13 protein-coding genes are annotated in these 12,808 nt (G+C 66.4%); 8 read left to right on the plus strand and 5 right to left on the minus strand.

All coding sequences use genetic code 11. The annotated features are described in order from the left end of the window. Window positions 1-113 precede the first annotated feature (113 nt). The 7 genes from waaF to DMX06_RS03075 are packed head-to-tail and all read left to right on the plus strand — an operon-like array spanning window position 114 to window position 7,074. Window positions 114-1,163, plus strand: coding sequence for a lipopolysaccharide heptosyltransferase II (gene waaF, locus DMX06_RS03045; protein WP_028689091.1), 1,050 nt, complete (start codon window positions 114-116; stop codon window positions 1,161-1,163). Next, window positions 1,164-2,222 carry a lipopolysaccharide heptosyltransferase I gene (waaC, locus tag DMX06_RS03050; protein WP_110734449.1) on the plus strand — a complete coding sequence of 353 codons (1,059 nt, stop codon included), beginning with the start codon at window positions 1,164-1,166 and terminating at the stop codon, window positions 2,220-2,222. Continuing rightward, the gene (locus DMX06_RS03055; protein WP_110734451.1) at window positions 2,222-3,346 is read left to right on the plus strand and encodes a glycosyltransferase family 4 protein; all 1,125 of its coding nucleotides are present in this window, start codon (window positions 2,222-2,224) and stop codon (window positions 3,344-3,346) included. Before waaC ends, DMX06_RS03055 begins: the two co-directional genes overlap by 1 nt. Continuing rightward, on the plus strand, window positions 3,343-4,149 hold the full coding sequence (gene rfaP / locus DMX06_RS03060) for a lipopolysaccharide core heptose(I) kinase RfaP (RefSeq protein WP_110734453.1): 807 nt from the start codon (window positions 3,343-3,345) through the stop codon (window positions 4,147-4,149). The genes DMX06_RS03055 and rfaP overlap by 4 nt, the downstream gene beginning before the upstream one ends. Next, a complete protein-coding gene (locus DMX06_RS03065) occupies window positions 4,149-4,883 on the plus strand; it encodes a lipopolysaccharide kinase InaA family protein (RefSeq protein WP_110734456.1) in 735 nt (244 codons plus the stop codon). Before rfaP ends, DMX06_RS03065 begins: the two co-directional genes overlap by 1 nt. Then, window positions 4,880-5,632, plus strand: a complete 753-nt coding sequence (locus DMX06_RS03070) for a lipopolysaccharide kinase InaA family protein (protein WP_110734459.1) — start codon at window positions 4,880-4,882, stop codon at window positions 5,630-5,632. Before DMX06_RS03065 ends, DMX06_RS03070 begins: the two co-directional genes overlap by 4 nt. Further along, entirely contained in the window at window positions 5,632-7,074 is a 1,443-nt protein-coding gene (locus tag DMX06_RS03075; protein WP_110734461.1) for a lipopolysaccharide kinase InaA family protein, read from the plus strand. Before DMX06_RS03070 ends, DMX06_RS03075 begins: the two co-directional genes overlap by 1 nt. Before the next feature lie 12 nt (window positions 7,075-7,086). Here DMX06_RS03075 and DMX06_RS26080 read toward each other — a convergent pair whose 3' ends face one another. The 3 genes from DMX06_RS26080 to DMX06_RS03085 form a co-directional block, all read right to left on the minus strand. Next, window positions 7,087-7,263, minus strand: coding sequence for a DUF4175 domain-containing protein (locus DMX06_RS26080; RefSeq protein ID WP_146232182.1), 177 nt, complete (start codon window positions 7,261-7,263; stop codon window positions 7,087-7,089). Then, entirely contained in the window at window positions 7,260-8,372 is a 1,113-nt protein-coding gene (locus tag DMX06_RS03080; RefSeq protein ID WP_110734464.1) for a PepSY-associated TM helix domain-containing protein, read from the minus strand. Before DMX06_RS03080 ends, DMX06_RS26080 begins: the two co-directional genes overlap by 4 nt. A gap of 116 nt (window positions 8,373-8,488) precedes the next feature. Next, window positions 8,489-10,927: a TonB-dependent siderophore receptor gene (locus tag DMX06_RS03085; RefSeq protein ID WP_110734466.1), complete on the minus strand. Its 2,439-nt coding sequence runs from the start codon at window positions 10,925-10,927 to the stop codon at window positions 8,489-8,491. Here DMX06_RS03085 and DMX06_RS26260 point away from each other — a divergent pair. After that, window positions 10,926-11,069, plus strand: a complete 144-nt coding sequence (locus DMX06_RS26260; RefSeq protein ID WP_181427770.1) for a hypothetical protein — start codon at window positions 10,926-10,928, stop codon at window positions 11,067-11,069. The genes DMX06_RS03085 and DMX06_RS26260 overlap by 2 nt on opposite strands. A 37-nt stretch (window positions 11,070-11,106) precedes the next feature. Here the strand turns inward: DMX06_RS26260 and DMX06_RS03090 are convergent, their stop codons facing one another. After that, a complete protein-coding gene (locus DMX06_RS03090; RefSeq protein ID WP_110734469.1) occupies window positions 11,107-12,051 on the minus strand; it encodes a FecR domain-containing protein in 945 nt (314 codons plus the stop codon). Further along, the gene (locus tag DMX06_RS03095) at window positions 12,048-12,566 is read right to left on the minus strand and encodes an RNA polymerase sigma factor (RefSeq protein ID WP_110734472.1); all 519 of its coding nucleotides are present in this window, start codon (window positions 12,564-12,566) and stop codon (window positions 12,048-12,050) included. Before DMX06_RS03095 ends, DMX06_RS03090 begins: the two co-directional genes overlap by 4 nt. Between the last annotated feature and the right edge of the window lie 242 nt (window positions 12,567-12,808).

A 12,808-nucleotide genomic window follows, 5' to 3' on the forward strand; every position in this document is an offset into this window, starting at 1 on the left:
ATCACGAGCGAGTGCCACCGGTGGTACACTGTCCGCCACATAGCCTGAATATAAAGAGGGGAGGCCAGGTTGTAGCGCAGCCTGCAGCCTCCCCGAATGTTTCTGGATAAAGCATGAGAATACTGATCATTGGCCCCAGCTGGGTCGGCGACATGGTGATGGCGCAGACCCTGTTCCAGTGCCTCAAACAGCAGCACCCCGACTGCGTGATCGACGTCCTGGCCCCCGAGTGGAGCCGGCCGATCCTCGAGCGCATGCCCGAGGTGCGCCAGGCCTTGAGCTTCCCGCTCGGCCACGGCGCGCTGGAACTGGCCACGCGCCGGCGCATCGGCAAGTCGCTGGCCGGCCAGTACGACCAGGCCATCCTGCTGCCCAACTCGCTCAAGTCGGCGCTGGTGCCGTATTTCGCCGGTATCCCCAAGCGCACCGGCTGGCGCGGCGAGATGCGCTACCTGCTGCTCAACGACGTGCGCAAGCTGGACAAGGCCCGCTACCCGCTGATGATCGAGCGCTTCATGGCCCTGGCCTACGCGCCGGATGCCGAGTTGCCCAAGCCTTACCCGCGTCCGAGCCTGCAGATCGAAGCCGCGAGCCGCGAAGCGGCCCTGGCCAAGTTCGGCCTGGCGCTGGACCGCCCGGTGCTGGCGCTGTGCCCCGGCGCCGAATTCGGCGAGGCCAAGCGCTGGCCGGCCGAGCACTACGCCGAGGTGGCTGACGCGATGATTCGTCAGGGCTGGCAGGTGTGGCTGTTCGGCTCGAAGAACGACCACCCGGTGGGCGAGCAGATCCGCGACCGGTTGATCCCCGGGCTGCGCGAGGAGTCCTGCAACCTGGCGGGCGAAACCTCGCTGGCCGAGGCCATCGACCTGATGTCCTGCGCCGATGCGGTGGTGTCCAACGACTCAGGCCTGATGCATGTGGCCGCCGCGCTCAACCGCCCGCTGGTGGCGGTGTATGGTTCGACCTCGCCGGGCTTCACCCCGCCGCTGGCCGACCAGGTGGAAGTGGTGCGCACCGGTATCGAGTGCAGCCCCTGCTTCGAGCGCACCTGCCGCTTCGGCCACTACAACTGCCTGCGCCTGCTTGAGCCGGCCAAGGTCATTGCCGCGCTGCAGGGCCTGGGCGGGCCGAACCTGATCGATACCGTGGCCGAGGTCGACTGAGTGCGGGTACTGATCATCAAGACCTCGTCGCTGGGCGATGTCATCCACACACTGCCGGCGCTCACCGACGCCGCCCACGCCATCCCCGGCATCCGTTTCGACTGGGTGGTGGAAGAAGGCTTTGCCGAGATTCCCAGCTGGCATCCGGCGGTCGACCGGGTGATCCCGGTGGCGATCCGCCGTTGGCGCAAGAATATCTGGCAGACGCTCAAGAGCGGCGAGTGGAAGGCGTTCAAGCAGCGCCTGCGCGAACACAAGTACGACCTGGTGATCGACGCCCAGGGCCTGGTCAAGTCGGCCTGGCTGACGCGCTACGTGAAAGCGCCGGTGGCCGGCCTGGACCGCTACTCGGCTCGCGAGGGCTGGGCCAGCCGCTTCTACGACCGACGCCTGTCGGTCGCCGTCGGCCAGCACGCCGTGGAGCGTGTGCGCCAGCTGTTCGCCCTGGCCCTGGCCTACGACCTGCCGGAAGGGCTGGGCGACTACGGGCTGGACCTCAACCGCCTGCAACTGCCGCCTGCCGCGCCTTACGTGGTGTTCCTGCACGGCACCACCTGGGCCACCAAGCACTGGCCGGAAGCCTACTGGCGCGAGCTGGCCGAGCGCATGGGCCGGCGCAAGCTGCAGGTGATGCTGCCCTGGGGCAACCCGGCGGAGAAGGCCCGTGCCGAGCGCATCGCCCAGGGCTTGAACAACTGCCAGGTGCTCCCCAAGTTGAATCTGGCCGGCGTCGCCCGCGTGCTGGCGGCGGCCAAGGCCTGCGTGGCGGTGGACACCGGCCTCGGCCACCTGGCCGCTGCCCTGGATGTGCCGACCATCTCGCTGTTCGGCCCCACCAACCCTGGTCTGACTGGCGCCTACGGACGCGCCCAGATCCACCAGGCGAGCGACTTCCCCTGCGCCCCGTGCCTGCAGAAGAAGTGCACCTACAAACCGAGCGCCGAGGACCTGCGCCGGTTCGATCTCAAACGCGAGTGGCCGCTGTGCTTCACTCGCCTGAATCCCGAGCATGTGGCGGGCCGCTTGAGCGCGCTGCTGCTGGCTGAGGATGTTCGTTGATGCAACTGGCTTTTGTGCTCTACAAGTATTTCCCCTTTGGCGGGCTGCAGCGCGATTTCATGCGCATCGCCCTCGAGTGCCAGCAACGGGGTCACCAGATCCGCGTGTACACGCTGATCTGGGAAGGTGACATTCCGCCGGGCTTCGAGGTGCTGGTGGCGCCGGTCAAGGCACTGTTCAACCACCGCCGCAACGAGAAGCTCAGCGCCTGGATGGAGGCCGACCTGGCCAAGCGTCCGGTCGATCGCCTGATCGGCTTCAACAAGATGCCCGGCCTGGACGTCTACTACGCCGCCGACGGCTGTTTCGAGGACAAGGCCCAGACCCTGCGCGGCGGTCTGTACCGCCGCTGGGGTCGCTACCGCCATTTCGCCGAGTACGAGCGGGCGGTGTTCGCCAGGGATGCGCGTACCGAGATCCTGATGATCTCCGAGGTGCAGCAGCCGCTGTTCATCAAGCACTACGGCACCCCCGAGGCGCGCTTCCACCTGCTGCCGCCGGGTATCTCCCAGGATCGCCGTCGCCCGGCCGACGCCGAGGCCATCCGCGCCGATTTCCGCCAGGAGTTCGGCTTGGCCGACGATGAGCTGCTGCTGGTGCAGATCGGCTCAGGCTTCAAGACCAAAGGCGTGGACCGCAGCCTCAAAGCCCTGGCGGCGTTGCCGTCGGCCCTGCGCAAGCGTACGAAGCTGATGGTCATCGGCCAGGACGACCCCAAGCTGTTCCAGGTGCAGAGCGCGGCGCTCGGCCTGGGCGAGCAGGTGCAGTTCCTCAAGGGCCGCAGCGACATTCCGCGTTTCCTGCTCGGTGCCGACCTGCTGATCCACCCGGCCTACAACGAGAACACCGGCACCGTGCTGCTCGAAGCGCTGGTCGCCGGGTTGCCGGTGCTGGTGTCCAAGGTCTGCGGCTATGCCCACTACATCGCCGAGGCTGAAAGTGGCCTGGTGCTGGACGAGCCGTTCGAGCAGGAGCAGTTGAACCGCTACCTGCAACGCATGCTCGAAGACGCCGGGGCTCGCGCGGCCTGGTCGGACAACGGTGTGGCCTTCGCCGAGACCGCCGACCTGTACAGCATGCCGCAGCATGCCGCCGACGTGATCCTCGGTCAGGAGACCGCATGAAGCTGATACTGGCCGAACCGTTCAAGCGCCTGTGGGCCGGGCGCGATCCCTTCGAGGCCGTCGAGGCCCTGCAAGGCGAGGTGTACCGCGAGCTGGAAGGCCGTCGCACCCTGCGCACCGAGGTCGATGGCGCGGGCTTCTTCGTCAAGATCCACCGCGGCATCGGCTGGGGCGAGATCTGCAAGAACCTGTTCAGCGCCAAGCTGCCGGTGCTCGGTGCCGGCCAGGAGTGGCGGGCCATCCAGCGCCTGCATGAAGCCGGCGTGCCGACCATGACCGCGGTGGCCTACGGCGAACGCGGCGGCAACCCGGCCACCCAGCACTCGTTCATCGTTACCGAGGAACTGGCGCCGACCGTCAGCCTGGAAGACTTCAGCATCGACTGGGTGAAGCAGCCGCCAGCGCCGCGCCTGAAGCGCGCGCTGATCGCCGAAGTGGCGAAGATGACCGGTGGCATGCACCGCGCCGGGGTCAACCACCGCGACTGCTACATTTGCCACTTCCTGCTGCACACCGATCGCCCGGTGACCCCGGACGATTTCAAACTGTCGGTGATCGACCTGCACCGCGCCCAGACCCGGGCGAAGATTACCCGTCGCTGGCGCGACAAGGACCTGGCCGCCCTTTACTTCTCGGCCCTGGACATCGGCCTGACCCGTCGCGACAAGCTGCGTTTCCTGCGGGGCTACTTCCAGCGCCCGTTGCGCCAGGTCCTCAAGGACGAGGCCGCATTGCTCGCCTGGCTGGAGCGCAAGGCGCAGAAACTCTATGACCGCAAGCAACGCTATGGGGACGCACTCTGATGGCGGGTTGGACACTGGCGCCGGGCTATGAACATCTGGCGGCGGACTTCGGCAGTCTGGACGCGGTATTCGCGCTGCAAGGCGAGCACCTGACCCGCGACCCGCTCAGCGAGGTCATCCGCGTTCTGCGTGACGGCGTGTATTACTACGTCAAGCGCTATACCGGTGCCGGCAAGCACATGCGTCGCTACCTGGGGCGTCCCCGGATCAAGGCTGAGTGGCAGAACCTCAAGCAATTCGCCAAATGGGGCATCCCGACAGCCGAAGTGGTCGCCTGGGGTCTGGAGCGCAATGGCCTGGCGTTCGGTCGGGGGGCGATGATTACCCGTGAACTGCCGCAGACCGAAGACCTGTCGGCGCTGGCCGAGCGCCATGACGCCCGTCTGGCCGACCGCGCCTGGGTCGACCATCTCAGCCGTCAGCTGGCCCGCCACACCCGGGTGATGCACGAGCATCGTTTCGCCCACAATGACCTGAAATGGCGCAACCTGCTGGTCGATGACCAGGGCACGCTATTCTTCATCGACTGCCCGACGGGCGACTTCTGGCGTGGCTTCATGTGGCGACACCGGATGATCAAGGACCTGGCGTGCCTGGACAAGGTGGCCAAGTACCACCTGTCGGCGACCCAGCGTCTGCGCTTCTACCTGCAATACCGTGGTCGCGACCGCCTCAATGGCCGCGACAAGAAGCGCATTCGCCAGGTGCTCAGATTTTTCGAGGGAAGGGAATGACCGATTACCTGGCCAGTGCCGACCAGGCACTGCTGCAACGCCACGGCCTGGGCGACTTCGAGGCGCTCTGGGCGCTGCAGCTGGATGCCGTGGACGAACCCAACACCGGTCGTGGCGGTTGGAGCAGCGTGTTTCGCCTGGAGCTCGAGGGCAAGGGGTTCTATCTCAAGCGCCAGAGCGATTACTTCACCCGCAGTCTGCAGCGGCCCTTCGGCGAGCCGACCTTCGCTCGCGAGTTTCGCAACATCAGCCGCTACCAGAAGCTCGATATCCCCGCCCTGCAGGCGGTGTTCTATGGCGAGCGCAAGCAGGGTGGTGAGCACCGGGCCATCCTCATGACCCGGGCGCTGGACGAGTGGACCGATCTCGAGCAACTGCTCGGCCACTGGCCGCAGATGGACGCGCTGCAGCGCCAAGGTATCCTCCAGGCTTGCGGCCGGCTGGCCCGCACCCTGCACGCCGCCGGACAGATGCACGGTTGCTTCTACCCCAAGCATATCTTCCTGCGTGAGCGCCGCGAGGGCTGGCAGGCCCAGCTGATCGACCTGGAAAAGACCCGACCGTTGCTGTTCGGCATGCGTGACCGGGTCAAGGACCTGGAGCCGCTGCTGCGCCGCGCCCGAGTCTGGGACGGCGCGGATGTGCGCGTGCTGCTGGCGGCCTACCTGGAGCAACCGACGGACAGCGCCCTGGTATCCACCTGGCTGCAACGCCTGACCCAACGTCGTCGCCACAAAGAGGCCCGCTGATGCGCCTGTCCGAATTGAAGGCGGCCGGGCGCAGCCCGAGCCTGCCACTGACCGTCACCCTTGCCGACGCCGCAGGCAGCGCCGACCTGCAGCTGCTCAGCCTGTTGCGCGTGCTGCCGGGCCAGCGTTATGTCGGCGCGGGTATCTGGCGTGGCACCAAGGTGTTGGCCAAGTTGCTGGTCGGCGGCAATGCCGCCCGGCATTTCCAGCGCGAGCGCGATGGCGCCCTGCTGATGGCCGAACAAGGCCTGACCACCCCGCGCCTGCTGGCCGATGGCCTGAAAGAAGGCGAAGGCGGCTGGGTATTGTTCGAATACCTCGACCATGCCGAGAGTCTGGGCGACGCCTGGGCCCGGGTGGAGCAACTGCCGATGCTGGCCGACGAGCAGCACCTGGTGCTGGGCGAGGCCCTCACCGCCGTGGCGCAGATGCACGCCAAGGGCCTGTGGCAGGAAGACCTGCACCTGGACAACCTGCTGCGCCAGGACGGCCAGCTGTACCTGATCGATGGCGCCGGCATCAAGGCCGAGACCCCCGGCCAGCAGCTGTCGCGCCAGCGCGTGCTGGAGAACCTCGGGGTGTTCTTCGCCCAGTTGCCCAAGCGCCTGGAGCCGTTCATCGAAGAAGCGCTGGTGCACTACGTGCTGGCCAACGCCGAGCACGCGCTGCCGCTGGAAGCGCTGCACAAGCAGGTGGACAAGGTGCGCGCCTGGCGCCTCAAGGATTACCTGGACAAGGCCGGCCGCGAATGTACGCTGTTCAGCGTCGAGCGCAACCTGTCCGGGCTGCGGGCGATTCGCCGCAACGAGGTCGAAGCGATGCGCCCGGTGCTGGAGCAGGCTGATGCGCTGATCGACCAGGGCCACCTGTACAAGACCGGTGGCGCGGCCAGCGTGGCGCGTATCGAGGTGGCCGGGCGCAAGCTGGTGCTCAAGCGCTACAACATCAAGAACACCGCCCACTGGTTCAAGCGCTTCTGGCGCCCGAGCCGGGCCTGGCATTCGTGGATCGAGGGCCACCGCCTGGCGTTCCTCGACATCGCCACACCTCGGCCCCTGGCGGTGCTGGAGCAGCGGGTGATGGGGCTGCGCAGCACGGCCTACCTGGTGACCGAGTACGCCGACGGGCCGGACCTGATCGAGTGTTTCGCGCCCTACGTGCAAAGCGGCGAGGCGCCCGACGAGCAGGTCGAGGCCCTGGTGCGGGTGATGCAGCAGCTGATCCGCGAGCGCATCAGCCATGGCGACTTCAAGGGCCACAACCTGTTCTGGCAGGACGGCCAATGGTCGCTGATCGACCTTGACGCCATGTGCCAGCACGCCACCCAGCTCAGCTTCGCCCCGGCCTTCGCCCGGGACCGGGCGCGGCTGCTGCGCAACTGGCCGAGTGGCAGCGCGCTGCACCAGCGATTGGACCAGGTGTTGCCGCGCTTGGCTGTCTGAGTGACGGGCAGCCTAGCGCCGCCAGAACCCACTCAGGCCCAGGCCGGCTGAAACACCGAGCCCTATCCAGGCCAGCACATCCCACATTCCATCCCCGAGCAGTGCGGCAAACAGCCCGGCCGCACTGAGCATGGCGATCAACGCCGGCCAGGCGAAGATCCTGCTGGTGCTTTGCGACTTGTGGCTCATGTCCGCACCTCCCGTGGCTTGCGTTGCTTGCCCCACCACAGGTACAGGCCGCTGCCCAGCACGATGATGGTCAGCACATCGAGCACGGCCCAGAGGATCTGCATGGGTCGGCCGCCGTAGTCGCCGAAGTGCAGGGGCTGCGACAGGCCCATGGCGTCCATGTACCAGGGGCGCTCGCCCACGGCGGTCACTTCCAGGGTGCGCGCATCGATCAGTATCGGCGTGAACAGGTGCGAGGTCAGGTTCGTGGCGCCATTCATGAACACCGCATAGTGGTGCTCGCTGGAGAAGCGCGTGCCGGGGAAGGCGATGAAGTCCGGGCGCATGCCGGGCGCGGCCTGTTCGGCGATCTTCAGCAGCTGCGTGGCCGGAGCGCGCTCGGTGAGCGGCGGTGCGTCTCGGTAGGGTGCGACCATGGCCGCCAGGCTGTCGTTGCGCCAGGCGGCGATCACCAGGTCGGACAGGGCGCTGATCACCCCGGTGACGCCGACCACCAGGGCCCAGGTCAGGGTGACCACGCCGATCAGGTTGTGCAGGTCCAGCCAGCGCAGGCGTCGTGACTTGTCGTGGCGGACCGTGGCGAAGCGCAGACGACGCATGAACGGTGCGTAGAGCACGGTGCCGGAGACGATGGCGACAATGAACAGCACGCCCATGAACGCCAGCAGCAGCTTGCCGGGCAACCCGGCGAACATGTCCACATGCAGGCGCAGCATCAGCATCATGAAACCGCCGTTGGCCGCCGGCATGGCCACGGCCTCGCCAGTGCGCGCATCAAGCATGAAGGTGTGCGAATCGTCGGGGTGGGTGCCGGCGGTGGCGGCCATGATCGCCACCACGCCGTTGGGCTCGTCGTCTTCATAGCCGAAGTACTGCATCACCTCGCCGGGGCGGTGCTGTTCGGCCTTGAGCACCAGCTGCTGCAGGTCCAGGTGCGGGGTGTCGGCTGGCATCTCGCGCAGCTCTGGCGCGTCGCCGAGCAGGTGCTCCAGTTCGTGGTGGAAGATCAGCGGCAGGCCGGTGAGGGCGAGCAGCAACAGGAACAGCGTGCAGACCAGGCTGCTCCAGGTGTGGATCGCTGACCAGCGGCGGATGGTTTGGCTTTTCATCACGGCTCCTTACGCCATCGCGGGGCAAGTCGCATCGGCGCACCGCCGCTCCCACGCCGAGACAGAACGGCGTGGGAGCGGCGGTGCGCCGATGCGACTTGCCCCGCGATGGGGGTTTACCACTTGTAGGTGGCGCTGGCGACGACGCTGCGCTGGTCGCCGTAGTAGCAGTAGAAGCTATCGCAGGTGGAGATATAGTCCTTATCGAACAGGTTGCTGGCATTGAGCGCCACCGACGCGCCCTTGAGGCTGTTGTCCAGACGGCCGAGGTCGTAGTGCACCGAGGCGTCGAACACTGTGTAGGCGTCGGCCTTGCCCAGCCAGGTGTTGCCCTGGTCGCCATAGGTATTGCCGGTATAGCGCGCGCCGGCACCGATGCCGAAGCCATCGAGCACGCCGCTGTGCCAGGTGTAGTCGGCCCACAGCGAAGCTTGCTGGTTGGGCATCAGCTGCAGGCGGTTGCCTTTGTACTGGCCATCTTGCACTTCGGACTTGGCCAGGGTGTAGGCGGCGATCACCTTGAGGTTTTCGGTGACGTCGGAGGTGGCTTCCAGCTCAAGGCCGCGCACCTTCACTTCGCCGGTCTGGCTGGTTACTGGCACCGCGCCGACGAAGCTGGTGACCGAGACGTTCTTCTGGGTCAGGTCATACACCGCTGCGCTCAGCAGGGTATTGGAGCCGGGTGGCTGGTACTTGATGCCCAGCTCCCACTGCTGCCCTTCGGTTGGCTTGAGCGAGTTGGTCGAGGTGACGTCGGCCTTGCTGGTGGGCTGGAACGACTCGGCGTACGACAGGTAGGGCACGAAGCCCGAGTCGAACACGTAGCTGATCGCCGCGTTGCCGCTGAACTTGCGGTTGAGCTGGCTGTTGTCGGTGTCGTCCTTGATGAAGTGGGTATCGGTCTTCACCCAGTCCTGGCGCCCACCCAGGGTCAGGCGCCAGTTGTCGAGGGCCATCTGGTCCTGGATGTACAGGCCGGTCTGGCGGGTTTTCTGGTCGTAGTCGTAGAACGCGTCGGAACGGGGTGGGCGGGTGATGGGCGCGCCGGTCACCGGGTTGTTCACATTGATGTTCGTAGCGCTGCCAAAGATCGCCGTGTAGTTGTTGTTCATGCGCTGGTGGTCCAGGCCGAGCAACAGGGTATGGCTGACGGCACCGGTTTCGAAGTCGCCCTGCAGGTTGTTGTCGACGGCGAACTGGCTGATGTCCTCGTCGACGTTGGTGGTGCCACGGCCGGTGTTGCCCTGGTCGTCCACGACAAAGCCAAAGGCAGCGAAGGCAGGGTTGTAGCTGCGCACGGTGACGGTCTGGAACGACAGGTCCGACTTGGTGTAGCGCAGGTTCTGGCGGAATTGCCAGACATCGTTGATGCGGTGTTCGAACGCATAACCCAAGGCGTAGTAGGTGCGGTCGTAGAAGTCGTAGTCCGGATCGCCGAGGTTCTTGTGGTGGGAGATATCACCGAACGGCATCGAGATCTTGGTGCCCTGGATCGGGTAGAACTGGCTGGTGACGCCGGTGTCGTCACGGGTGAACTGGCTGAGGAAGGTCAGCTTGGTGTCGTCGTCGATGTTCCAGGTCAGGCTCGGCGCGATGTTGTAGCGCTTGTTCTCGATGTGGTCGATCTGCGTATCGCTGTCGCGCACCACGCCGCTGATGCCATAGAGGAACTGGCCCTGGTCGTCGATCTTGCCGGTGCTGGCGAAGTTGATCTGGCGATGGTTGTCGCTGCCGTACTGCACCTGGATCTCGTGGGTACTTTCGGCCTGCGGGCGGCGGCTGACCATGTCCAGCAGGCCGCCGGGCGGGGTCTGGCCATAGACCGACGAAGCCGGGCCGCGCAGCAGGGCCAGGCGGTCGAAGTTCCAGGTTTCGGCTTTCGGGTTGGCATACACGCCGCGGGGCAGCGGCAGGCCATCGAGGAATTGGGTCGGCTCGAAGCCGCGCACCAGCATCCAGTCATACCGGGTATCACTGCCGTAGCTGGCGGAGACGATGCCCGGCATATATTTCACCGCGTCATCGAGGCTGTGCACGCCGCGGTCGTTCATCTGCTGGCGGGTGGCAACGGAGATCGAACGCGGTGCTTCCACGAGGGCGGTGTCGGTCTTGGTTCCGGCGGCGGTGCGCTTGGCGAGGTAACCGTCTACCGGCCCCCAGGCGCTTTCGCTGTCGCTGGCGGCATTCACGGTGGTTTCCGGTAATGCCAGGACACTATCGGGGACGGCTACCAGGCTGTAGCTACCGGCGCTGCTCTGCTGCAGCTGCAGACCGGTACCGCGCAATGCGGCCTGCAGGGCGCCGACAGCGTCGTATTGGCCACTGACCGGCGCCGAGTTGCGCCCGCTGACCAGCGCCGGATCCAGCGCCAGGGCGATCCCGGCCTGGCTGGCGATCTGGTTCAGGGTGCTGGCCAGCGGCGCGCTGGGCAGGTCGTAGGCACGCAGGGCGGCCTGTTCGGCGGCGAACAGGGTGGTGCTGGCCAACGGGGCGGCCAGGCCGATGGCCAGGGCCATCAGGCTGGGGCGAAGCAAAGCATCAACGGCACGGGACATGCAGCGGCTCCTCGACGAAATAGTGCTGACTGCTTCCTTGCCGAGCGAGATTGGGAAAGTGACAGGGGGCTTTGAAAAAAATCCGGCTGATTTGCACAAGCCTGTGGGAGCCGGGTTGCTGGCGATGCAAGCACTGCTGTGAATGGCACCGGCTCCCACAAAGGGTGGTGTGGCTGAAGCTACCTGGCTTTGACGGTGACCCACCACGGCGTATGCCGCTTGATCTTCACCGGCAGCGCCGGTTGCAGCGAGGCCAGGGCCAGGTCGGTGTCGGTCAGCGGGAAGCTGCCGCTTACGCGCAGGTCGGCGACTTCGTCGCTGACACCCAGGTGGCCGCTGCGGTACTGGCCGAGCGTGGCCACCAGGTCGGCCAGGCGTACGTTGTCCACCACCAGCATGCCGCGGGTCCAGGCATCGATGCCGACCGCCACGGGGCCGACCTGGCCCAGGCCGTCGGCGCTCATCAGCACCTGCTGGCCTTCGCGCAGCACCTGCTCGTCGCCACTGTTTTGCGGCTTGGCGGCCACCGAGGCCTGCAGCACCTCCAGGCGTGTTCCGGCTTCCTCGCGCTTGACCAGGAAGCGCGTGCCCAGCGGGCGCAGGCGGCCATCCTCGGTGCGTACCCAAAGCGGACGGCTGTCCTTGTGGCCGGTTTCCACCGAAATTTCGCCACGATGCAGCACGATCAGTCGCTGCTCGCCCCGGAAGTCGATATCCACCGCGCTCTGGCTGTTCAGGCTCAGCAAGGTCCCGTCCTCCAGGCGCAAGGTGCGCAGCTCGCCGGTGCCCGTGCGCTGGTCCGCCAGCCAGTAGGTCGGCGACAGGGTCGGCGCTGCGGTCCAGGCAAGCAGCCCGCCAAGCAGCAGCATGCCGGCCAAGCCGCCAAGGCGCTGGCGCAGCCCGGCGCGGGATTGCAGCAGGGTGTGGCGCACCGGGCCGGCGGCGGCGCTGACGCGCTGGTCGAGAATGCCCAGTTGCAGCCAGGCGCGGGCGTGCTCCTCGTGGGCGGCGTGCCAGCGCATGAATTCGTTGCGTTCGTCCGGGGTACCGCTACCTTCGTCCAGGCACAGCTTCCAGGCAATGGCCGCTTCCAGCACCTGGCTGGAGACCGGGGCCTGGTTCACGTCGGCTCTCCATAGAGGGCGACATAGCACTGGCGCAGCCCCTGGGAGAGGTACTGGCGCACGCGGGACACCGACACCCCGAGGCGCTCGGCGATTTCGGCGTGACCCAGGCCGTCCAGGCGGTTGTACAGGAAGGCCGCGCGGGCCTTGCTCGACAGCTTGCCCAGCAGGCGGTCGATGGCCTTGAGGTCCTCGAGGATCAGGTGCTGCTGTTCGGGCGACGGGTGTTCGGCCTCGGGTAACAGAGCCAGCTCCGCGAGGTAGGCCTGCTCGAGGGCGGCGCGGCGGAAGTGGTCGAACAACAGGCCCTTGGCCACGGCGACCAGGAAGGCACGGGGTTCGCGGGGGGCGTCCAGGCGCTCGCGCCCGAGCAGGCGCACGAAGGTGTCCTGGCTCAGGTCCTCGGCGCGCTGACGGCAGGCGGTGCTGCGCTGCAACCAGGCCAGCAGCCAGGTGCGATGGTCGCGATACAGCGCTCCGACCAGCTCGGCATGTGGACTGTGCGCAGGCGTCAAGAAGCGTTCCCCGGGAAAGAATGCGTTAACTAACGATAATTATTCGCGATTGTGGCAGAGGCGGGGGTGGTGGCGCAATTGACGCTTATCGGATTGCCAGCAGCAATCGCAAACGTTTTGCGGTTCTCTTCAGGCGATGTGCAATTCCTGTAGGAGCGGCCTTGTGTCGCGAAAGGGCCGCAAAGCGGCCCCGGCATTATCCGCTTGATGCACTAATCGTGGGGGCGCTTCGCACCCCTTTC

It is taken from the genome of Pseudomonas mosselii, from assembly GCF_003205295.1.
Classification (GTDB): Bacteria; Pseudomonadota; Gammaproteobacteria; order Pseudomonadales; family Pseudomonadaceae; genus Aquipseudomonas; species Aquipseudomonas mosselii_B.